Origin of the sequence: Pseudodonghicola xiamenensis DSM 18339, from assembly GCF_000429365.1 — a bacterium.
In the GTDB taxonomy this organism is placed as follows: Bacteria; Pseudomonadota; Alphaproteobacteria; order Rhodobacterales; family Rhodobacteraceae; genus Pseudodonghicola; species Pseudodonghicola xiamenensis.
This window is the reverse complement of sequence record NZ_AUBS01000028.1, coordinates 34841-55896: the sequence shown is the minus strand read 5'-3', so window position 1 is coordinate 55896 and position 21056 is coordinate 34841. Positions and strand designations below refer to the sequence as shown.

Genomic DNA, 21056 nt, shown 5'->3' with positions numbered 1-21056 from the left:
CAAATCTTGTCGAAGGGCGCGTCCTCGCGCACCTTGGCCAGCGCGATCTCCGGCATCACCGTGTGATTGGCGAAGGTCGAACAGCCCATGTAGTGATAGATCGGCGTGCCATCGAGCATCGAGAACCGCGTCGTGCCGTCGGGCATCAGCCCCTGGCCCTGGGTGTTGCGGATCGCGGTGCACAGGTTGGTCTTGCCACTGAGGCAGGACGGGCATTCACGGCATTCCGGCGTATAAAGCGGGATCACGTGATCGCCGGGCTTCAGCGTGGTCACGCCCTCGCCCACCTCGATCACCACGCCGGCGCCCTCATGGCCGAGGATGCAGGGGAAGATGCCTTCCGGGTCGGCGCCCGAGCGGGTGAATTCGTCGGTGTGGCACAGGCCGGTGGCCTTGATTTCGATCAGAACCTCGCCCGCCTTCGGGCCCTCAAGGTTCACCTCCATGATTTCCAGCGGCTTGCCGGCCTCAAGGGCTACGGCGGCTCGGGTGCGCATTGGGCAGGTCCTTTCTTTGGTTTCCCGGAGCCTGCGATAAAGCAGGCCGATTTTCAACGTCCATTCCGTGGTGCCCAGCGTCCTCGGCGGGGCCAGCGAGGGGCCCGCTTCCCGCCCCGACCATGGGCCCGGGCGGCCGGGCGCTCCCTCCGCTTCGATCTGGTCCAAATATCCCCGCCGGAGGCATCGTGCCGCGGCTGCGGCGCGATTTTCGCGGCCCGGGCCCGGCGCGGTCGGTAGCGGGCTTGATTTGACCGCAGGAAAGCGCAACTCTTACGATATGAATATGCAAACCTCCAGCGGCACGCCTTATAGCCCGATGATGGAGCAGGTCGCCTTCGACCGGCGTGAGCTGTCAGTGATCCTCTCGCTCTACGGACGCATGGTGGCGGCTGGCGAATGGCGCGATTACGGTATTTCCTGCCTGCGCGAGGTCGCGGTGTTTTCGGTCTTTCGCCGGACCGCTGAATTCCCGCTCTACCGGATCGAGAAGCGTCCCAAGTTGCGCAATCGGCAAGGGCAATACGCCGTTGTCGGCATGGATGGACAAATCTTCAAGCGCGGCCATGACCTGCGCATGGTGCTGCGGGTGCTGGAGCGCAAGCTGATCCGCGCGGTGGAGTGATCAGAGCCGCTTGTGGGCGGTGATCGGCCCGCCGCCCTGATCCAGGATGCGGGACATGGCGTCGGCGATCAGTTCATGGGCCACGGCCATATGATGGGCGTTGGCGTGGATCAGGGTCGTCGTGTCCAAGGCCATCGCAACATGACCCGTCCAGAAGAACAGATCGCCGCGCCGTGCCGGCGTTTCCGCAGGCAGCGCTGCGCCCAGCTCCCGTTCCTGCTGGTCGCTGTCGCCGGGACAGGGCAGACCGCAGGCCAGCAGCGCCGTCTGCACCAGTCCTGAACAGTCGATCCCGAACGCGGAATTGCCGCCCCAGAGATAGGGGGTTCCGAGATAAAGCTCGGCCACCTCGATCGGGTCGGTGTCGGGTCTATCCACCGGGGTCAGATGGGCGGCGGGCATCCACAAACGATCGGCTCCCAACGCGATTTGTCGCCAGGGGCCGTCTTCGGCCAGCACCGCGACACGGGCGCCATGCGGCAGCAGTACGCTGTCGTCCATCGTCTTCAGGCTGGGGCTCGCCTTGGCATAACTGTGGCGCGTGGTGATCCTGTGGCTGGGAACGGGCGCCGTTGCGCTGAGCGCCGCAACCTCCATCCAGCCGACATGGCCGTCGCGGGCGGCGAAGCCGAAGACCAGCGGCCCACGACGTTCCAGCACGGTGAAAACCTCGCCCAGGATCAGTTCGCGGTCGCGTGCCGCAGCCGCCTCAGATGGAAAGAGCGTGGCGCGTGGCGCGGTTACGCGCCAGTCGCTGCCGGCGGTGAAGCTTTCCGCCGCGACCGCACCGCGCAGGCTGTCATGCGCGATACGGCCGTTGAAGCGCAGACGGCGCCGGTCGGTCACAGCGACAACATCGCGGGCAGCGCATCCAGCACCGCGCGGGCGCCCTGCACCAGCGCGCCCTTGGGCCGGGCCGGGGTGCTGGCCTGGCTCCAGGCGTAGATGTCGAAATGAACATAGCGGCCAGGGCCTGCGAAGCGGCGCAGGAACAGCGCGGCGGTGATCGCCCCCCCGAAGCCGCCGCCCGGTGCGTTGTCCAGATCGGCGATGCCCGGTTCGATCTTCAGTTCGTAAGGCTCATGAAATGGCAACCGCCAGACCGGATCGGCCACGGCGGGGCCAGCCTGCGCCAATGCGCCGGCGGCGATTTCGTCATCGGTGAAGAAGGGGGCGATATCGGCGCCGACAGCGACGCGGGCGGCACCGGTCAGCGTGGCCATGGAGACGATCAGATCTGGCCGCCCCTCGGCTGCCAGCGCCAGCGCGTCGGCCAGTACCAGCCGGCCCTCGGCATCTGTATTGTTGATCTCGACCGTCAGCCCCTTGCGCGAGGTCAGGATATCGCCGGGGCGGAAGGCATTGCCGGCGACCGCGTTCTCGACCGCCGGGATCAGCACGCGCAGTTGCAGCGGCAGCCCCAGCGCCATGATCGAGCGCGCCAGCCCCAGCACGGTGGCGGCACCGCCCATGTCCTTCTTCATCAGCGCCATGCTGGCCGCCGGTTTCAGATCGAGCCCGCCGGTATCGAAGCAGACCCCCTTGCCGACCAGCGTCAGCTTGGGGCCGGTGTCGCCCCAGTGCAGGTCGATCAGCCGCGGTGCCCGGGGTGAGGCGCGACCAACGGCGTGGATCATCGGAAAGTTCTGTTCCAGCAGCGCATCGCCTTCGATCACCGTGATCTCAGCGTCGAACTCCCGGGCCAGGGCGCGGGCGGCGCCCTCAAGTTCAGCGGGTCCCATATCGGAGGAGGGTGTGTTGATCAGATCGCGGGTCAGGCATTCGGCGGCGGCCAACGCCTCGATCCGGGCGGTGTCGATGCCACTGGGCGCGATAAGCGCGCGTGCCTCCGGCGTTGGGGTGTCGCGGTAACGGCTGAAGTTGTAGCTGGAGATCAGCCAGCCGAAACATTCATTGGCCAGCGCCTGACCTTCGAGGCCCGAGGCAATGGCGTAGGTGCCGGCCGGCAGCGTCTGCACGGCGCCGGCCAGCACGTGGCGATGGCGGGCCCGCTGGGCGGCATCGGCATATCCGGCCAGCGCCATTTCGGGCGCGCCGTCCTGCCCGGGGATCAGCAGCGCCTGACCGCGGGCGGCGGTGAACCCGTTGGCGTCGACCCAGCGGCGGACATGATCCGCCTGGCCGGTGAGCCAGTCGGCGAGAGCTTCGGTTTCGATCACATGCAGGGGGATTGCGGCGCTGCCGGCGGCTGCGAATTGCGGGGTCATGCTGGAGGGGGTCATCTGAAAGGCGTCCTTGCGGTGATTTCACGCCAGACTATCCCTCAGCTCTGCGGCTGCAAGAGGGGAGGGCCGGATCAGATCACCACGCCGCGCAGATGCCAGACCGCGCGCAGGGATTCATACCCGACCCGTTGCAGGCGCGCCAGGGTCGCGGCGGTGGCGACGGGGTCGCGCCGATCTGCGGTTGTGGTGACGTCGCGAGCGACCCGGGCAAGCGCATCCATCCCGATCTGTTCGGCTATTGCGATGGTAGAGCGGGCGCATTTGCGCAGCGCCGGAAAATCTTCCATCTGCCACAGCCGGTCACAGCGCTTCAGTCGTGAGGCCAGTTCCCGGCTGGCCCGTGTGATCACCGTTTCAGCGCCGGTTTCGCCCATTTGCCTGTACAGTATCCGCAACCGCCCGTGGTCCAGGTGCACGCTTTCTGCCTGCGTCAGGGAACATAGAAGTGTCACGGTCTTCTCCAGTCTTGCCTCGCCCGCGGCCCCATCATCGGCCGGACAGGTTTTCAAAAGGTTTCGATCAGATGCGCTTAATCTCTCGAATTTTGTTGGAATCAGGGCTATCTGGTGCCCTGACGTAACCAAGCGAGGAAAGTTGCATGCAGTTCGCCAAACCTTTGCCGAGCTATCTGGTGCACCGCTATCAGGGCTGGAAGGCAACGACATATTCGGAGAACCAAAGCTGGTATCGCCGCCTTGCCAGCGATGGGCAGCATCCGCGCGCGATGGTGATTTCCTGCTGTGACAGCCGGGTTCACGTGACTTCCATCTTCGGAGCCGATCAGGGTGAATTCTTCATTCACCGCAATATCGCCAATCTGGTGCCCCCCTACGAGCCCGATGGCGATCACCACGGCACCTCGGCCACCATTGAATATGCGGTCACCGCGCTGAAGGTGGCGCATCTGATGGTTCTGGGGCATTCGCAATGCGGTGGGGTGCAGGGCTGCATCGACATGTGCAAGGGCCATGCGCCTGAGCTGGAAGCGAAGGAAAGCTTCGTTGGGCGTTGGATGGACATCCTGCGTCCGAAATACGATCTGGTCGCCGACATCGAGGATGCGCAGCAGCAAGCCCGCGCGCTGGAACGGCAATCGGTCTTGGCCTCGCTCTCCAATCTGATGAGCTTCCCCTTCGTGAAGGACGCAGTCGACAAGGGAGAGCTGACCCTGCACGGCCTCTGGACCGATATCGGCGAGGGCGGGCTGGAATATTACGACCCCAAGCTCGAGAAGTTCCTTCCGGTCTGATGCCTTTTTACGAGCTGCGCCTCAGCGCAGCTCGTACCCCTCGGGCCAGCTCAGTTTCTGGTCGACACGGACGGTCCGGGTCTCTCCGGGGCCCAGGTCAAGCCGCCATTCCAGCAGACCGCGTTGGTTGTCGACCTCTTGCAGGTCGGGCATCGGTGTCGCGGTCCAGCCGATCTGGAGATCCTCCTGTTCTGAATAGGGCACCCGGCTACGCATCCGCACCGGCCAGCCGGTGCCGGTCAGGTTGCTGATGCGGTATTCCTCGGCCTCGGTCATCTGGTTCGATTTGCTCAGCACGCCGCGATCTCCCCGGGTGCGGTCCAGCTCGTCATACCCCAGCCGCAGCCCCTCGATAGGGCCAAAGCCCAGTTCCGCCGACTGGCCGCTGGCGATCATCGGCAGGGTGCCGACCCCGGCGAAATGGCCGTCGATATAAAGCTGGACGTCGTCCGAGGGCAGGAGGATCTCGCCTGAAACGTTGGTGAAGGCGGCGGTGACATAGGCGGTCTGGTCGAACTCGGGCGTGGCGCGGGCGAAGACCTCGGCCGGCAGGGCGATCTGATCGAGCGGCAGGCGCAGCATCTCTCCCCCCGACAGCACGGTCGCTGGCAGCGGATAATCATAGGTGACGCTGATCCCGTCGAGCATTTCCGGAGCGGCGGCCAGGATCGGTTCGGGCATGGCGCCCCCGGCGGCATCCATCAGCCGCATCGGCGCCGGCGGCTGTGGTTTCTCGATCCTGCGCCGGTCGGGATAGAGCGGCGCAGGATCGGTGCGACCGCTGGGCATCGTGGTGGACAGTTTCAGCTCCACGCCGGTCCAGGGGGTTCCGGTCTGTTGCGCAACCCAGGCCACCCGGGACAGCCGCAACTCGGCGTGTTCTCCGCGGCTCAGATGCGCCTCATAGCCCGGCGTCCATTGTGCCTCAGGGGTGATATAGCTGAGCGTCACCAGCCCCTCCGCCGGCACATCGGTCGTGACGGCGAGGGTGTATTCCTGCTGATCGTCCTCTGCCGGGGCAAGAGCGGCCAGATGCGCGCGGGCGGCGGCCAGCGTCTTTTCCAGCTCCGCCAGCGGCTGGTCATAGGCGTGTGCTGCGCTTTCGGCCTGATGCCGGGTGGTGCGGGCGGCGATGCCTTCCTCGGCGATCATGCGGGACAGATCGCGCAGCACCGCCACGCCCTGACCGCCCAGATCCTGCGCTGCACCCAGACCGTCTAGAAAACCGATCTGCGCGCGGGCAGCCGCGGCCTTGGCCCGTTCCGCCGCCTGCTTGTCTCGGGTGGCGGCAAATTCGGCCTCCAGCCGCGCGACTTCGGCCCGGGCCGTCTTGATCGTCTCGCTCTCCTCGATCCCGCGCGGGGGCAGGGCACTGGTGCGGGCGGTCACGGTTTCCAGCGTTGCACCCTCGAGCACGACCCGTAGCTTGGGCAGTGGCACATGGGGGCCCGCGCCGCGCAGGATGAGCCGGTGCTGGCCGGCGGGGATAGAAAACGGCACCCGCCGTTCGATACTGGCGCCCGAGGGATAGAGCGTCACGCCGGTCACCGGGGCGGACAGGACGAAATCCTCTGCCAGGGCAGCGGAGGGCAGGCAGACAGCCAGGAAAAGCAAAGCACGCATCGGGAAACACCTGTGGACGCAAACGTCCGAAGCATCGCCCGGCCCCGTCAAAAGAACAAGAGGGCGCCCCCGGCATCGGCCATGGGGCGCCCTCTCGTGAAATCTTTCCGGGGGCGTCGATCAGCCCTTCTTCAGAACCTCGCGGCCCAGCAGTTCGGCAATCTGAACTGCGTTCAGCGCCGCGCCCTTGCGCAGGTTGTCCGAGACGCACCACAGGTTCAGACCGTTGTCGATGGTCGAATCCTGACGGATGCGGCTGATGAAGGTGGCGAAATCGCCGACGCATTCCACCGGGGTGACGTAGCCTCCGTCCTCGCGCTTGTCGATGACCATGACGCCAGGGCTTTCGCGCAGGATGTCGCGGGCTTCGTCCTCGTCGAGGAAATCCTCGAATTCGATGTTCACCGCTTCGGAGTGGCCGACGAAGACCGGAACCCGCACGCAGGTCGCGGTGACCTTGATCGAGGGGTCGATGATCTTCTTGGTTTCGGCGACCATCTTCCATTCTTCCTTGGTCGAGCCGTCATCCAGGAAGACGTCGATATGCGGAATCACGTTGAAGGCGATCTGCTTGGTGAATTTCTTGTGCTCGATCTCGGAAGTCGGGTTGTAGACGGCCTTGGTCTGATCCCAAAGCTCGTCCATGCCTTCCTTGCCGGCGCCGGACACCGACTGATAGGTCGATACCACCACCCGCTTGATCTTGGCGCGGTCGTGCAGCGGCTTCAGGGCCACCACCATTTGCGCGGTCGAGCAGTTGGGGTTGGCGATGATGTTTTTCTTGGAATAGCCGTGGATCGCCTGCGGGTTGCACTCCGGCACGATCAGTGGGACGTCCGGATCGTAACGGTAGAGTGAGCTGTTGTCGATCACGACACAGCCGGCGGCGGCGGCCTTCGGCGCGTATTCCTTCGTCGGGCCGGAGCCCACCGCGAACAGCGCGATGTCCCATCCGGTGAAATCGAAGGTATCCAAATCCTGGGTCTTGATAGTCTTGTCGCCGAAGCTCACCTCAGTGCCGAGAGATTTGCGGCTGGCCAGAGCAGCAATCTCATCCACCGGGAACTGGCGCTCGGCCAGGATATTCAGCATTTCGCGACCCACGTTGCCCGTGGCGCCTGCGACGACGACGCGATAACCCATGTTGTCCTCTCATACGGTTTCTGCCGGCCAAGGACCGGCTGCGGCCTTCTACAGGTATTGCACCAAAGAAAAAAGGGGATCTAATCTAGGCTGTCGCGGCTGAAGAGGTAAATCGTGGTGCCGAGCGCGGTTGTGATCGCCAGAAACAGGAAAATCATCGCATAGGCGCCGCCGGCGCCAGAGGGGGACAGGCTGCCATAGACCTCTCCGGTGGCGAATTGCGTCAGTCCGACGCCTCCGATTCCGAACAGATTCATCATCGTCACCCCGCGGCCCACCAGATGGGTGGGGAAGAAGGCACGGCCATGGGCGATGATGACGGGAAAGTACCCGCCGAGAAAGCCGATCGCCGCCATCAGCAGGGTGGAGAGCGCCGGGCTCATGTCGATGCGCAGGATGATGGCCGTCAGCGCCGCCGCCGTACCGACACCGCCCGCCGCGATCGGCCATTTGCGCGATTTCACGATCCGGTCGAGCGGACCGTAGACCAGAGTGCCGGCGATCATCGCCACCCCCATCATCAGGGTCGCCTGGCCGATCTGGTTGGTTTCGAGCCCGAAGACGTCGCGCAGGTAGGGGCCGATCCACAGCCCCCGGATCGCGCCCGAGGGTGCATAGCTGACCGCCATCATCGGCAGAATCAGCCACATCACCGGCATTTTCAGCAGGTCGAGCACCGATCCCTTCAGATCGCTGGAATGTCGTTCGGGATCGCGTACGGTGAAGAACAGCCCCACCGCCACCACCAGCGACAGGCCGGCCAGCGTCGCCAGCGTCCCGCGCCAGCCGATAAGCTCAGCGGCCACCGCTGTAGGGTAGGAGGCCACGAGGTTGCCCACCGATCCCATTCCCAGCATCAGTGCCGCCAGCGTGGCGAAGCGCGCCGGCGGGTATTCACGGGCGAAGATGTAATAGGAGCTCATCAGCGCGGGGGCGCAGCCGATGCCGATCAGGAACATCGCCGCGCTGATCTGCCAGGGGGCCTGGGCCAGCGCGAAGACTGCCGCGCCGCCACCGCAGCCGATCAGCAGCAGCACCGACACCGTGCGGCGCGGTCCGATCCGGTCCAGCGCCCAGCCGACCGGCAGCTGCATGATTGCGAAGGATAGAAACCACATGCTCGACGCGGTGGCCAGGGTCTGCGCGCTGGCGCCCACATCCTGTTCCAGCACGGTGCTGAGTACCGCCAGAAAGGCACGGAAAAACTGGCTCAGCACATAGGCCAGACATAACCAGATCAGGCCGATCATCGCATCGCGCCTCCCCACGCAATCGTTACCGACGGCAATGGGTCGCATGTTCGCGTGACAAGGGCAAGCGAGCACGCGCAGATGGCAGTGCCCCCCTGACTGGCCGGCGGCGTTCCGGGGCGCGCCGGGGCCGTGCCGAAGAGGCCCCAAGGGCTGGAAGAGATGCCCTGCGGCACTATTTTTAACCATGGGTGGAGGGCTGCGCGATGGTACAGGATCAAAATGGGTTTTACGGTCAGATCGTGCCGCGGACGGATTTCGCTGCGCTTTTGGCCGATGACAGTTTTACCCCCTTGCCAGACGATTGGGTGGTGGGGGCCGCCGATATCGTGAGTTCGACCGCCGAGATCGCGGCGGGGCGTTACAAGACCGTCAACATGATCGGCGCGGCGGTCATTGCCGCGGTGGCCAACGGGTTGGGGGGAGAGGCCTTTCCCTTCGTTTTCGAAGGCGATGGGGCCTTGTTCGCGGTGCCCTCCCGGGCAGAGGAGACGGTGCGGGCCCAGCTTGCCGCGCTGCGCCGCTGGGCGGATGCGGAATTCGGCATCACGCTACGCGCCGCGCTGATCCCGATCGGCGATATCCGGGCCGCCGGTCTCGATCTTCAAGTGGCGCGTTTCGCGCCCTCGGGGGGGGCCGATTATGCGATGTTCTCCGGGGGCGGACTGGCCTGGGCCGAGGCTCGGATGAAGGCCGGAGAGTACAGCGTGCCGCAAGCGGCCGAAGGCGTCGCCCCGGATCTGACCGGGCTGTCGTGCCGCTGGGACAACCTCAAGTCGCGCAACGGGCTGATCCTGTCGCTGGTGGTGCGGCCGGTCACCGGAGCCGACCCGGCGGGGTTTCGGGCGGTGGCCGCGCAGGTGGTGGATCTGGCCAGCGGATTGTCGCGTGGCGGTCATCCGGTGCCACCGCAGGGCCCGGCGCCGCATTGGGCACCGGGAACGCTCGATTTCGAAGCCCGCGCGCGCCGCGACGGGCGGCCGCTCTGGCGGCACCGGCTCAGGCTGCTGCTCAGCCATCTGGCGATTTCGGGGTTGATGCGCACCGGTGCCCGGGTCGGTCGGTTCGATCCTGCACGCTATCGGGCTGCGATCAGCCTGAATGCAGATTTTCGCAAATTCGACGATGGGCTGAAAATGACGCTGGATTGCGATCCCGCGACCCGCGACCGGATCGAGGCGGTGCTGAGTATCGGGGCCGAGGCCGGCCTGATCCGCTATGGTATGGTCGAGCAGGAAGAAGCGCTGATTACCTGTTTCGTGCCCTCGGCCCTGCGCGACGATCATGTGCATTTCGTCGATGGTGCCGCGGGCGGCTATGCCAGTGCCGCCCGCAGACTCGATTCCAAACTCAGCGACCGGACCTGAGCCTGCCGACGATGCCGGTGGGGAAGAAATAGACGCTGAGGATGAACAGAACGCCCAGCCACAACAGCCAGCGGTCGGCGCTGAGCAGTTGCGGCAGTACCGGAATGCCCTCGACCAGGCCCGAGGCCGCCCCCATCAGGTTCTGCAGGTAATTCTGCGCCAGCACGAAAAGCGTGGCCCCGATCACTGCGCCATACATCGTGCCCATGCCCCCAATCACCACCATCAGCAGGATGTCGATCATCAACTCCATCGACAGGGTGGTGTCGGGCCCGACATAGCGCAGCCAGATCGCATAGAGCGATCCGGCCAGCGCCGCCGCTGCTGCCGACAGGCAGGTCGCCGCCACCCGGTAATAGACCACGCGGTAGCCGATCGCCTCGGCGCGGAAATCATTCTCGCGGATCGCCTGCAGCACCCGCCCGAAAGGGGAATTGACGATGCGCAGCAGTAGCAGGAACAGGACCAGCGCGCCGGCGAAGACCAGGTAATAGGCCAGCAGTTTGCCGTTCAGCTTTACCCCGAACAGCTCACCTCCGAACATCTCGGTGCCGAACTTGAAGGCCGGGCCCAGTTCACGCGGCAGCTTGAAGGTCAGCCCGTCCTCCCCTCCGGTCAGGCCGGACAGTTGGCTGGCCAGCACCGCCACGGCGGAGGCGACGGCCAGGGTGATCATGGCGAAGAAGATCGCCCGCACCCGCAGGGAAAACAGGCCGATCAGCAGCGCCAGGAGTGCCGCCACCACCGCGCCGGCGACGGAGCCCACGATAATCGCGTCAAAGCCGCGTCCCATGTGCGTCAGCGCCAGTGCCACGCCATAGGCGCCGATACCGAAGAACATCGTATGGGCGAAGCTGACGATGCCGCCATAGCCCAACAGCAGGTCATAGCTGGCGACCAGGGCGATGAAGACGCAGATCCGCGCCGCGGTGTCGATGCTGCGCACACCCGGGAACAGGAAGGGTGCCAGCGCCAGGCAGGCGAAGATCACCGCCAGCAGGATCGACAGCACGGCAGACCGCGGCATGTCGCCGGAAAGAATGGATCGGAACATCGTCATTTCGCCTTCACCACGGGGATCATCCCCATCGGGCGCCACATCAGGATTAGCACCATCAGGGCGATATTGGAGATCAGCGCCGCCTTCGGTTCTATATAGGCGACATAATTCTGCATCAGCCCGACCAGCAGCGCGCCGATGAAGCAACCCTCGACCGAGCCGAGCCCGCCGATGATCACCACGATGAAGATCAGGATCATCGCGTCATTGCCCATATGGGCGGTGATCACCTCCTGATAGAGGCCCCACATCACCCCGCCAAGACCGGCGAGCGCCGAACCGGCGATGAAGACTCCGACGAAGACCCGGCGCAGCCGGTATCCCAGGGCCTCGACCATCTCGCCGTTCTGCACGCCAGCGCGCACGATCAGCCCGATCTTGGTGCGGCGCAGCACGAAGCGCATGGCGGCGAAGACGATCAGCCCCACCACAACGGCGACCAGCCGGTATTTCTCCAGCGCGGCACCGGCGAAGGTGATCGCGCCTTTCAGCGCCTCGGGGCGGGTGATGTAAATCTCTTCCGGGCCCCAGAGGACGATGATCAGCTGTTCGATCACGATCAGCCCGCCCATGGTGACCAGGATCTGCTTCAGGTGATGGCCGTAGACGGGCATCACGATCACCTTCTCGAAGGCCCAGCCGACGGCGCCGGTGGCGGCCATGGCGCCGACCACCGCCAGCATCAGCGCGATCAGGTTCAACCCCAGCGACGGCGCGCCGGTCATCTGCCCCAGCATCAGCAGGACCGACACCCCGACAAAGGCGCCGATCGAAACGAAGGCGCCATGACCGAAGTTGATCACGTCCATCAGCCCGAAGACCAGCGTCAGCCCCGAGGCCATGATGAAGATCATCATCCCCATCGCCAGGCCGGAAACGGTCAGCGTCAGCCAGCTTGAGGTCTGCGGGATCGCCAGAGCCCCCAGCGCGACAAGAACCGGCACCAGCAGCACCGGCATCCAGGGGGCCAGCCGCTGGCCCAGGCTCAGTTCCGCCATCTTCGGCGTATGTTTTGGCGCCGCTGTCGTCATTGCCGCCCCTCCCGCATGATCGTCATGTCCTGCGCCTCTTCCCTTGTCAGAAGCCCGGGGCCGCATGCGGCACCCTGTTGCGTCTTCCCTGTCCAAATACTCAAATCCGCCATCGGTCGTGCCACCTCAGTGATGGGCATCGAGGCTCAGCCCCATCAGCCGCTCCTGCAGTGTCGCATCGCCCGACAGTTCCGCCATGGCGCCGGACCAGATCATCCGGCCGTCGTCCATCACGTTGGCGGTATCGCCCAGGGCGCGTGCGACGGCGAAGTTCTGTTCCACCAGCAGGATCGAGGCGCCCTGTTCCTTTAGCTCCCTCAGCGCCCGCGCCATGGTCGAAACGATCGCCGGCGCCAGCCCCTTGGTCGGTTCATCGATCAGATAGAGCTTGCGCTCCTCCACCATGGCACGCGCGATCGAAAGCATCTGTTTCTGCCCGCCCGAGAGGTTGCCGGCCTCGGATTTCCAGAAGGTCTTGAGCGGCGGGAAGGCGGTGAAAATCCAGTCGAGCCGGGCGCTGTTGATCGGGCCGTGAATGGCCGCCAGGACCATGTTTTCTTCGACCGTGAGGTCGGAAAAGATGCCCATGTCTTCGGGCACGAACCCCAGGCCCGCGCGGGCGATCAGCGGTGTCGGCAGGGCAGTGATGTCCTCGCCATCGAACAGAACGCGGCCCTTGTGGGCGCGCCAGTGGCCGATCACGGTCCTGAGCGTGGTGGTCTTGCCGACGCCGTTGCGACCAAGGAGCATGGTCACCGCGCCCTTCGGCACCTCGAGATCGACGCCTTGCAGGATGTGATACTGGGCGATGTTGGTATAGACGCCCTCCAGTTTCAGGATCGGCTCAGACATCTTCCAGTTCCTTGCCCATATAGGCCTCTTGCACCACGTCGGACGCCATTACTTCGGCCGGGGGGCCATCGGCGGCCAGCGCGCCGTTGTGCAGCACGATGATCCGGTCGGCGAGCGTGCGGATCACGTCCATCTTGTGTTCGACCAGCAGGATGGTGCGATCGGCCTGGGATTTCAGCTCGGCGATCAGGTCGAGGACCACCGGTGCCTCGTCGACGCTCATCCCGGCGGTGGGTTCGTCGAACATGTAGACGGCCGGATCGAGCGCGATCAGCAGCGCCACCTCAAGCTTGCGCTGGTTGCCGTGGGACAGTTCCGACACCACCTGCTCGCGCTGGTCGATCAGTCGCACGCGCTTCAGGATCGCTTCGGCTGCCTCGACCATCTCGCGATGTTTGGCGGCCATCGACCACATGTTGAAGCCCCGGCCCGAGTGCGATTGCACCACCAGGCGGACATTCTCCAGCACGGTCAGATCGGGAAACAGGTTGGTCAGCTGGAAGGCGCGCCCGATGCCGGCCTTGGTGCGCTGCGACACGCCCTGACCCGAGATGTCGCGCCCGCGCAAAAAGACCTTGCCGGAGGTCGCTGGGATCTGGCCAGAGATCAGGTTGAAATAGGTGGTCTTGCCGGCGCCGTTGGGGCCGACGATGGCGGTCAGCTCTCCGGCCTGAAAGGCGCAGGAGACGGCATCCACCGCCACATGGCCGCCGAAGCGGACGGTCAGGTCCTGGGTTCTGAGAATGGGGTCTGTCACGCTGCTCGGTCCTTTTCGGGCGTCGTGGAGGGGGGGCGTCAAATGGGCGACGGGGGCGGGCCGGTCCTGCCGATCCGCCCCCGCCGCTGGGTTACCGGATCACTGGTTACGGATCGGGATCGGCAGATCTTCGATTGTCAGTTCGCGCACCAGTTCTGGGATCGCCCATTCGACGTTCGGATCGACCTTGATCTTGAAGTGATACATGGATTGCAGCGCCTGGTGATCCTCGGGGCGGAACACCATCTTGCCCTTAGGCGTCTCCCACTCCATGCCTTCCATGGTGCTGATCAGATCCTCGGTATCGGTGGAGCCGGCCTTCTTGATCGCCTCGACCACCGCGATGCCCGCCGCCATGCCGCCTGCGGTGAAGAAATCGGGCGGGGTGCCAAAGCGGGCCTCGTGTTCCTTAACCAGCCAGTCGTTCACCGGGTTCTTCGGGATGTCGTAATAATAATAGGTGGCGCCTTCCATGCCGGGGAAGTCCTTATAGGCCTTCATCGCCGCCAGGATGTTGCCGCCGGTGGCGATCTCGATGCCGAAACGGCCCGGATCCATGGCATTGATCTTTGTCATCGGGTTGCCGCCGCCGGCCCAGATGACAAAGAGCTTTTTCTTGCCGTCCAGATCCTTCATCGCGTTGAAGATACGCTCGGCCGCGGCGGTGAAATCGGTGGTGTCGGTGGGCACGTATTCTTCGTAATCCACCTTGCTGCCGACGGTTTCCAGCGCTTCCTTGAAGGCGGCGATACCGTCGCGGCCAAAGGCGTAATCCTGTGCCAGGGTGGCGATATGCACGTCCGGCCCGGCCAGAGCGATGGCGTTCGCCACAGCATCTTGCGAGGAGTTGCGCCCGGTGCGGAAGATATAGCGGTTCCAGTTCTCGCCGGTGATCGAATCCGCAACTGCGGGTTCAACCAGCAGGATCTTCTCATATTCCTCGGCGACCGGCAGCATGGCCAGCGCCACGCCCGAGCTGACGGGGCCGACGGCCAGATCGACCTCATCGTCGCCATAGGCCTCTTCCAGCAGGGCACGGCCGTTCTCGGGCTTGAGCTGGGTGTCCTTCTCGATCACGACGATCTTTTCGCCATTGATCTCCATGGTGCCGCCGGTGGCATATTCCAGCCCCAGCATCAGCCCGTCATGCGATTGCTTGGCATAGGCCTCGAGCGGGCCGGTCTTGCCGTAGACATGGGCGATCTTGATTTCGGCGGAAGCGGTGGTGGCCAGCGCAAGCGCAGACACCATTGCCGCAGCAAATGTGCGTTTCACGTTCTCTCTCCCTCGTGCGCGCCACGATTTCGGCGCAAAACGTTCCGGTCCGGGAAGGCTAGCGTCTGGATCACGTTTGGGTCAATTGCGTGGAAATACGCACGAAGGTGAAATCGGCCCCCCACTGTAATGAACGGGGGGCGTCAGAATGGCCTCAGCCCTGTTTCCAGCGGGCCGACAGGGCCCGGGCGGCCTGGGCCAGAACCAGCACGTCGATGCCGACGGCCAGGAACTGCGCCCCCATGTCGGAAAAGGCTTGGATCGTGTCCTCGCCGGTGCCGAGGATGCCGGGGGCCTTGCCGGCAGCGCGGATGCGGGAAAAGGCATCGGCGATGGCGGCGCGGACTTCAGGGGCGGCGCTGTCGCCCTGATAGCCCATATCGGTCGACAGGTCGGCTGGCCCGATGAACACACCGTCGACGCCTTCGACCGAGAGGATATCATCCAGCGCGGCGAGGCCGGCGCGGCTTTCCACCTGCACCAGCAGGCAGATCTGATCGTTGGCGGTGGCGATGTAATCGGGGATCGAGCCGAACATGGTGGCTCGCCCACCCATGGCGCCGACCCCGCGCATGCCCTCGGGGGGATAACGGCAGGCGCTTACCAGTTCGCGCGCCTGATCGCCGGTTTCGACCATCGGCACCAGCACGGTCTGGGCGCCGGCATCCAGCACCTGCTTTATCATCCAGGCCTCGCCGATTGGCACCCGCACCACCGGGTGGCTGTCGCTGGCCGCCAGCGCGATCAACTGATCGCGGATCGAACGCAGATCGTTCGGCGCATGTTCGCCGTCGATCACCAGCCAGTCGAAGCCGGCGGTGCCCATGATCTCGGCCACCTGGCCTTCGGCAAAGCTCATCCAGCAGCCGATCAGCTTCTGGCCGTCGGCCAGCGCCTGTTTGAAGCTATTCGTGGGGGCGGGCATGAAAGACCTCTCTTATGCGAAAGTGATATCGACCGATCCGAAAGGCCCGAAATCGGCATGGATGTGCGATCCCGGCGGCGCCTCGACCGGACGGATGAAGGAACCTGAGAGGATGATATCCCCGGCCTCGATCGTTTGACCATACTCTGCCATCCGCCGCGCCAGCCACAGGACCGAGGTGACCGGATCGTTCAGCACCCCGGCGCCCAGGCCGGTTTCCTCGACGATATCATCGCGGGTCAGGATGGCACCGATCCAGCGCAGATCGACGGTCTCGGGGGCATGGCGCGCGGTGCCCAGCACCAGCCCGGCGTTGGCGGCATTGTCGCTGATGGTATCGACGATCACCCGGGCCTTGCCGGTGGCGGGATCGACGCGCTGCACGCGGGTATCGAGGATCTCCAGCGCCGGTGCGACGTAATCGGTCGCGGTGAGCACATCGTGGCGGCTGCAGTCGGCGCCCGACAGCGGCGCCTTCATGACAAAGGCGATCTCGGCCTCGATCCGGGGCTGGATGAAACGGCCGGCGGGCACCGTGGCGCCGGTGGCGAAGAGCATGTCGTCCAGCAGCACGCCGCTGTCCGGCGTGTCGATCTTCAGCGCATCCTGCATCGCCCGGCTGGTCAGGCCGATCTTCCAGCCGATCTTGCGCCGTCCCGAGGCCAGCTTGCGCGCGATCAGCCGCGACTGGACGGCATAGGCATCGTCCAGCGTCATGCCCGGATAGGTCCGCGAAAGCAGGCCGCATTGCTGGCCGGTCTCCTCGGCAGTGACCAGGGTTTCGGCGGCCTCGTCATATTGATCGGGGGTCATTCCTCCTCCACGCTGCTCGTCAGCTTGCCGATGCCTTCGGCCTCGACCTCGATCACATCGCCGGGGACCAGATATTTCGGCGGATCGAACCGGGCGCCGGCACCTGTGGGGGTGCCGGTGACGATGATGTCGCCCGGAACCAATGTGGTGAAGGTCGAGATATATTCGATCTGCCGCCGGATCGGGAACAGCATGCGGCTGGTGCGATCGTCCTGCCGCAGCTCTCCGTTCACGCGGGTGGTCAGCCGCACGTCGTCAAGCTGTGAGGGAGAGGTGAAAGGCACCAGCCAGGGCCCCATGGCGCCGGAGCTGTCCCAGTTCTTGCCTTGGGTCACGTTGAACTTGGCGTGCCGCACCCAGTCGCGCAGCGTGCCCTCGTTGCAGAGCGTGATGGCGGCGATATGGTCATAGGCATCGGCCTGCGAAATCCGCCGGCCACCCTTGCCGATCACCACGGCGATCTCGCCCTCGTAATCCAGCTGCGGCGTTTCCGGCGGGCGGATCAGCGGCCGGTCGTGGCCGGTAAAGCTGCGCGGGAAGCGGATGAACAGCGACATATTCGTCGGCACCTCCTGCCCGTCCTTATATTCGGCATTGCGGTCGGGGAAGTTGACGCCGACGCAGATGATCTTTTCCGGCGCGGGGATCGGAATGTCATAGTCGAACGTCCCCGTTGGATGGGTGACCTCGCGCCCGCGCGCGGCAAGCCAGAGATCGTGCAGCGCGCCCGCCGCGATCACCTCGCGCAGGGTGGGGTATTGCGGGAAGTCGGGCGACAGGGCGATCATTCCCTGATCGGTAGCCAGACCATAGAAGCTCTGCCCGCCGGCGGTGTAACTCGCAAAGCCCTTCATCCGAGCGTTCCGGCGATTTCGGTGATCACGTCATAGGTCATCATCACATCCTCTTCGGTGGTTTCGAACTGCCCGGCCTGAAAGCGGATGGCGATCCGCCCGTCGACCCGGGTCTGCGTCAGGTAAATCCGCCCGTCATCGTTGATCGCGTTGACCAGACGGATGTTGAGATCGTCGAGGTCCGCGGTCCCTTCGGGCGCATAGCGGAAGGAGAACAGCGACCACATCGGTTTGGTCACGATCTCGATCTGCGGGTGGGTGGCGAGCTTGTCGTGAAGCTGGACCGACCATTTCACATGGTTGCGCAGCCGTTCCCGCAGCCCTTCGAGCCCATAGGCGCGGATCAGGAACCAGAGCTTGAGCGCGCGGAACCGGCGGCCCAGCGGCACCGACCATTCGGAATAGTTGATGATGCCCTCGGCGCCGTGGGTCTTGAGGTATTCGGGGCTGATCGCCAGCGTCTTCACCAGATCGTCGGGGTTCTTCAGGAAATGCGCCGAACAGTCGAATTGCGCGCCCAGCCATTTGTGCGGGTTGAAGACGATGCTGTCGGCGTCTTCGATGCCAGCCCAGTAATGGCGGAACTCCGGGCAGATCATGGCGCTGCCGGACCAGGCGGCATCGACATGGGTATAGAGATCATATTTCTTCGCCACCGCCAGACAGGCGGCAATCGGATCGGTGGCCCCCACGCCGGTGCCGCCAACGCAGAGGATCAGCCCCGCCGGGGTCAGCCCCGCGGCCAGATCGGATTTGATCGCCGCCTCCAGCGCCTCAGGGTCCATGCCGCGCCAGTCGCCCTTGATGGGAATGCGGACAAGGTTCTGCTGGCCGATGCCGGAAATCCAGATCGCCCGGTCGATCGAGGTGTGAACCTCGGACGTCGCATAGATGCGCAAGGGGTTTTGCCCCGGCAGCCCGGCGATATTGCCCTGCCAGTTCAGCGCGCGTTCGCGCATGGTCAGCACGGCGGCCAGCGTCGCGGTCGAGGCGCTGTCCTGGATCACCCCGGCAAAGCCATCAGGCAGACCCAGCGCCTGGCGCAGCCAGTCCATCATCCGGGTTTCCATCTCGGTCGCGGCCGGAGAGGTCTGCCAGAGCATGCATTGCGGCGCGATGGCGGCGACGAGGAATTCCGCCAGAACCGAGGGCGCTGCGGCGTTCGAGGCGAAATAGGCGAAGAACCGGGGGTGCTGCCAATGGGTGATTCCGGGCATCACGATGTCCTCGAAATCGCGGAACACCTGCTCCATGTCCTCGGGCGTCTCTGGCGGGGTTGCGGGCAAGGCGTTCAGCACCGCGCCCGGCCTGGTTTGCGCACGCACCGGGCGGTCGCCCACCGTCAGGTGATAGTCCTGCGCCCAGTCGGCCACGCGGCGGCCCCAGCCGGCGAATTCAGTCCATTTCATCGAAGCATCCGATCCTGTTCCGGGGAGCGCAGCTCACCGGATCGCGCCCGACCCGCCCCCCACTCTGAGAAATGCACGCCTGCGGCGTGATGGCGGGCGCGATTGCGCCCACCATCACGCCGGGCGCAATTCTTTGTTATGCAAGCACCACTCACGGCGCAATGATCGGCTGGGCATTCAACCGGGCCGGAACCGGCGCCTGTCCTTCGAACAGGCTGCCTTCCTCGAACCACGACCGCGGCGCCGGCGCGCCCCAGAGGGTCTGACGCTGCGGATCCTTCAGGTCCCATTTGATCGGCTCCAGATCCGGATCGACGGTCTGATAGTCGGAACAATAGATCTCGATCCGGTGCCCATCCGGGTCGCGGATATAAAGGAAGAAGGCATTGGAAATCCCATGCCGGCCCGGGCCGCGTTCGATGTTGTCGACCCAGCCGGTGGTCGACATCAGGTCCAGAAGATCAATGATATTCAGCGGCGTCGGCACCCAGAAGGCGGTGTGATGCAGCCGCGGCCCGGTGCCGTTGGTAAAGGCCAGATCGTGCACGCCACCCTTGCGATGGGTCCAGGCGGCCCAGAGCCGGCCGCTTTCCTCGTCCTCGGTATATTCGGTCACCCGAAAGCCGATCTCGTTATAAAAGGCGACGCTGGCATCGACGTCGGGCGAGAAGCAGTTGAAATGGTCGATCCTGAGCGGTTTGACCCCGCGATAGAGCGCGTATTTCTGGTGGATCGGCGGCAGCCGGTCCATCCGGGCGTAGAATTCCAGGGGAATGCCCAGGGGATCGCGGGTGCGGAAGGTGCGCGACTGATAGGGGCGATCGACCCAGTCCACCGGCAGGTCGCGGGCGCGGAAGAAGGCGGCGGCGCGCTCCAGATCCTCTTCGCTGAACAGTTTGAACCCCAGATCGCGGGCGCAGGGCGCATCCGCCTTGCGCAGGACGATGCAGTGATGGCCGCGCTCCTCCATCGCGCGCAGATAGATCGCCTGGTCATCCTCGTCGGTGACCTGAAGGCCCAGGGTGTCGACATAAAAGGCGCGGGACCGTGCGAGATCGGTGACCGCCAGTTCCACATGACTGAGACGGAGGATGTTGAAGGGCGGATAGAGGTTCGGTGCGGGAATGGGCATCTGTCTGGTCCTTGTCGGATCGGGGCGCCGAAATGGGACTGGGGTGTCAGTCGGCTACTGGAATGGAAAGATCACGTTGGTCTGGCCGGTGCCGGAAGAGGGGAAATAGGGGGCCACCACCTCGCATTTCGCGCCGTAGCAATCCCATCCGAGCGCGCCGTAGAGCATGGCGGTGTCGTGCATCGCCCCTTCGCCGCAGCAGTATCGCGCATATTCCGGCAGCATCTTGAGGAAGGTGGCGTGATCGCCGGCCTGCCACATATCCAGCACATGCAGTTCCATCTGCCGGTTGAATTCGGAACTGATGGTGAAGGTGCCGTTATTGGCCGCGTAATCCTTGTTTGCCCAGAACTTGTGGGAGAGCGAGCCGGAGGCCTCCAGCAGCACCTTGCTGTCGCTCGCCTCTACCGCCTTGCGGATCGCCTCGCCCACCACACGGCTTTCCTGATGGTCGTGCACCGTGCGCCAGGCAGCGACCGAGACGACCTTTATCTCATGTTCGCGGGCCATGAAGCGCATCGGCACCAGGGTGCCGTATTCCAGTTCCAGACCGTCCAGATGATGCGACAGCGTATGCACGCCCAGATCGCAGGCCACCTTGGCGATGGCGTCGCCCAGCTCTGGGTTGCCCTGATAATCATAGGGCAAATCCTGGATGAACTGCGGAAATTCGTTCGAGGTAAAGAGCCCCTTGAACCGGCTGTTGGCGTTGATGTGAAAGCCCGCGTTGATCACCCAATGGGTGTCACAGATCACCACTGTATCCGCCCCCAACGCCTTGGCGCGTCGGGCGATCTCCCTATGGCCGTCGATGGCGGGCTGGCGCTTGCCCTCGACCGGGCCGGGCTGTTCCGACATCAGCATGGTCGGAACGTGGGTGCATTTTGCGGCAAGAACGATTTCGCCCATGGTCTCCTCCTCCTGAAACCTCGCGCGTTTCCTTGGGGG

At 64.7% G+C, this 21056-nt stretch carries 21 protein-coding genes; 3 read left to right on the top strand and 18 right to left on the bottom strand.

Annotated elements, in window-relative coordinates; all coding sequences use genetic code 11:
* Positions 1-497 (bottom strand): alcohol dehydrogenase catalytic domain-containing protein (locus G455_RS0117295; RefSeq protein WP_028094847.1); only part of this gene is annotated, 497 nt, incomplete at its 3' end.
* A gap of 286 nt (positions 498-783) precedes the next feature.
* Between G455_RS0117295 and G455_RS0117290 the strand changes: the two genes are divergently transcribed.
* Complete coding sequence (locus G455_RS0117290) at positions 784-1122, top strand: DUF2794 domain-containing protein (protein WP_308434084.1); 339 nt, start codon at positions 784-786, stop codon at positions 1120-1122.
* Here the strand turns inward: G455_RS0117290 and G455_RS0117285 are convergent, their stop codons facing one another.
* From G455_RS0117285 to G455_RS0117275, 3 genes are all read right to left on the bottom strand, one after another.
* Complete coding sequence (locus tag G455_RS0117285; RefSeq protein WP_028094845.1) at positions 1123-1968, bottom strand: C40 family peptidase; 846 nt, start codon at positions 1966-1968, stop codon at positions 1123-1125.
* A complete protein-coding gene (locus G455_RS0117280) occupies positions 1965-3350 on the bottom strand; it encodes a leucyl aminopeptidase family protein (protein ID WP_028094844.1) in 1386 nt (461 codons plus the stop codon). Before G455_RS0117280 ends, G455_RS0117285 begins: the two co-directional genes overlap by 4 nt.
* 89 nt (positions 3351-3439) lie before the next feature.
* The gene (locus tag G455_RS0117275) at positions 3440-3820 is read right to left on the bottom strand and encodes a hypothetical protein (RefSeq protein WP_084437117.1); all 381 of its coding nucleotides are present in this window, start codon (positions 3818-3820) and stop codon (positions 3440-3442) included.
* 146 nt (positions 3821-3966) lie between these two features.
* Here G455_RS0117275 and G455_RS0117270 point away from each other — a divergent pair, with 146 nt between their 5' ends.
* Positions 3967-4617 (top strand): carbonic anhydrase, encoded by a 651-nt coding sequence (locus tag G455_RS0117270; protein ID WP_028094842.1) that lies wholly within the window; start codon positions 3967-3969, stop codon positions 4615-4617.
* 21 nt (positions 4618-4638) lie between these two features.
* Here G455_RS0117270 and G455_RS0117265 read toward each other — a convergent pair whose 3' ends face one another.
* From G455_RS0117265 to G455_RS0117255, 3 genes are all read right to left on the bottom strand, one after another.
* Positions 4639-6240 (bottom strand): DUF4139 domain-containing protein, encoded by a 1602-nt coding sequence (locus G455_RS0117265; protein WP_028094841.1) that lies wholly within the window; start codon positions 6238-6240, stop codon positions 4639-4641.
* Between the two features lie 120 nt (positions 6241-6360).
* A complete protein-coding gene (locus tag G455_RS0117260) occupies positions 6361-7383 on the bottom strand; it encodes an aspartate-semialdehyde dehydrogenase (protein WP_028094840.1) in 1023 nt (340 codons plus the stop codon).
* An 80-nt stretch (positions 7384-7463) separates the two neighbouring features.
* Positions 7464-8633, bottom strand: a complete 1170-nt coding sequence (locus tag G455_RS0117255) for an MFS transporter (protein WP_035366947.1) — start codon at positions 8631-8633, stop codon at positions 7464-7466.
* 206 nt (positions 8634-8839) lie between these two features.
* On the opposite strand from G455_RS0117255, the gene G455_RS0117250 reads away from it, so the two are divergent.
* The gene (locus tag G455_RS0117250) at positions 8840-10000 is read left to right on the top strand and encodes a DUF3095 domain-containing protein (protein ID WP_028094838.1); all 1161 of its coding nucleotides are present in this window, start codon (positions 8840-8842) and stop codon (positions 9998-10000) included.
* Here G455_RS0117250 and G455_RS0117245 read toward each other — a convergent pair.
* The 11 genes from G455_RS0117245 to hpaD (G455_RS0117190) form a co-directional block, all read right to left on the bottom strand.
* Positions 9984-11054 (bottom strand): branched-chain amino acid ABC transporter permease, encoded by a 1071-nt coding sequence (locus G455_RS0117245; RefSeq protein WP_028094837.1) that lies wholly within the window; start codon positions 11052-11054, stop codon positions 9984-9986. The genes G455_RS0117250 and G455_RS0117245 overlap by 17 nt on opposite strands.
* Positions 11055-11056: 2 nt before the next feature.
* On the bottom strand, positions 11057-12091 hold the full coding sequence (locus G455_RS0117240) for a branched-chain amino acid ABC transporter permease (RefSeq protein ID WP_028094836.1): 1035 nt from the start codon (positions 12089-12091) through the stop codon (positions 11057-11059).
* Between the two features lie 126 nt (positions 12092-12217).
* Positions 12218-12943: an ABC transporter ATP-binding protein gene (locus G455_RS0117230; RefSeq protein ID WP_028094835.1), complete on the bottom strand. Its 726-nt coding sequence runs from the start codon at positions 12941-12943 to the stop codon at positions 12218-12220.
* Complete coding sequence (locus G455_RS0117225; protein ID WP_028094834.1) at positions 12936-13700, bottom strand: ABC transporter ATP-binding protein; 765 nt, start codon at positions 13698-13700, stop codon at positions 12936-12938. Before G455_RS0117225 ends, G455_RS0117230 begins: the two co-directional genes overlap by 8 nt.
* 99 nt (positions 13701-13799) lie before the next feature.
* Positions 13800-14975, bottom strand: a complete 1176-nt coding sequence (locus G455_RS0117220) for a substrate-binding domain-containing protein (protein WP_028094833.1) — start codon at positions 14973-14975, stop codon at positions 13800-13802.
* Positions 14976-15129: 154 nt separating this feature from the next.
* On the bottom strand, positions 15130-15900 hold the full coding sequence (locus tag G455_RS0117215) for an HpcH/HpaI aldolase family protein (protein WP_028094832.1): 771 nt from the start codon (positions 15898-15900) through the stop codon (positions 15130-15132).
* A gap of 12 nt (positions 15901-15912) precedes the next feature.
* A complete protein-coding gene (gene hpaH / locus G455_RS0117210; protein ID WP_028094831.1) occupies positions 15913-16713 on the bottom strand; it encodes a 2-oxo-hept-4-ene-1,7-dioate hydratase in 801 nt (266 codons plus the stop codon).
* Positions 16710-17567: a fumarylacetoacetate hydrolase family protein gene (locus tag G455_RS0117205; protein WP_028094830.1), complete on the bottom strand. Its 858-nt coding sequence runs from the start codon at positions 17565-17567 to the stop codon at positions 16710-16712. Before G455_RS0117205 ends, hpaH begins: the two co-directional genes overlap by 4 nt.
* On the bottom strand, positions 17564-18976 hold the full coding sequence (locus G455_RS0117200; RefSeq protein WP_028094829.1) for a pyridoxal phosphate-dependent decarboxylase family protein: 1413 nt from the start codon (positions 18974-18976) through the stop codon (positions 17564-17566). The genes G455_RS0117205 and G455_RS0117200 overlap by 4 nt, the downstream gene beginning before the upstream one ends.
* Positions 18977-19127: 151 nt before the next feature.
* Positions 19128-20108, bottom strand: a complete 981-nt coding sequence (hpaD, locus tag G455_RS0117195) for a 3,4-dihydroxyphenylacetate 2,3-dioxygenase (protein ID WP_028094828.1) — start codon at positions 20106-20108, stop codon at positions 19128-19130.
* A gap of 54 nt (positions 20109-20162) precedes the next feature.
* On the bottom strand, positions 20163-21017 hold the full coding sequence (gene hpaD, locus G455_RS0117190) for a 3,4-dihydroxyphenylacetate 2,3-dioxygenase (RefSeq protein WP_028094827.1): 855 nt from the start codon (positions 21015-21017) through the stop codon (positions 20163-20165).
* Positions 21018-21056: the final 39 nt, after the last annotated feature.

Bases quoted from the DNA above. Each gene is read 5' to 3' on its own strand.
- G455_RS0117205 (WP_028094830.1), bottom strand. From the start codon at position 17,567: ATGAAGGGCTTTGCGAGTTACACCGCCGGCGGGCAGAGCTTCTATGGT.
- G455_RS0117215 (WP_028094832.1), bottom strand. From the start codon at position 15,900: ATGCCCGCCCCCACGAATAGCTTCAAACAGGCGCTGGCCGACGGCCAG.
- G455_RS0117290 (WP_308434084.1), top strand. From the start codon at position 784: ATGCAAACCTCCAGCGGCACGCCTTATAGCCCGATGATGGAGCAGGTC.
- G455_RS0117230 (WP_028094835.1), bottom strand. From the start codon at position 12,943: ATGTCTGAGCCGATCCTGAAACTGGAGGGCGTCTATACCAACATCGCC.
- hpaD (WP_028094828.1), bottom strand. From the start codon at position 20,108: ATGCCCATTCCCGCACCGAACCTCTATCCGCCCTTCAACATCCTCCGT.
- G455_RS0117200 (WP_028094829.1), bottom strand. From the start codon at position 18,976: ATGAAATGGACTGAATTCGCCGGCTGGGGCCGCCGCGTGGCCGACTGG.
- hpaH (WP_028094831.1), bottom strand. From the start codon at position 16,713: ATGACCCCCGATCAATATGACGAGGCCGCCGAAACCCTGGTCACTGCC.
- hpaD (WP_028094827.1), bottom strand. From the start codon at position 21,017: ATGGGCGAAATCGTTCTTGCCGCAAAATGCACCCACGTTCCGACCATG.
- G455_RS0117240 (WP_028094836.1), bottom strand. From the start codon at position 12,091: ATGACGACAGCGGCGCCAAAACATACGCCGAAGATGGCGGAACTGAGC.
- G455_RS0117270 (WP_028094842.1), top strand. From the start codon at position 3,967: ATGCAGTTCGCCAAACCTTTGCCGAGCTATCTGGTGCACCGCTATCAG.
- G455_RS0117260 (WP_028094840.1), bottom strand. From the start codon at position 7,383: ATGGGTTATCGCGTCGTCGTCGCAGGCGCCACGGGCAACGTGGGTCGC.
- G455_RS0117265 (WP_028094841.1), bottom strand. From the start codon at position 6,240: ATGCGTGCTTTGCTTTTCCTGGCTGTCTGCCTGCCCTCCGCTGCCCTG.
- G455_RS0117255 (WP_035366947.1), bottom strand. From the start codon at position 8,633: ATGATCGGCCTGATCTGGTTATGTCTGGCCTATGTGCTGAGCCAGTTT.
- G455_RS0117245 (WP_028094837.1), bottom strand. From the start codon at position 11,054: ATGTTCCGATCCATTCTTTCCGGCGACATGCCGCGGTCTGCCGTGCTG.
- G455_RS0117250 (WP_028094838.1), top strand. From the start codon at position 8,840: ATGGTACAGGATCAAAATGGGTTTTACGGTCAGATCGTGCCGCGGACG.
- G455_RS0117280 (WP_028094844.1), bottom strand. From the start codon at position 3,350: ATGACCCCGCAATTCGCAGCCGCCGGCAGCGCCGCAATCCCCCTGCAT.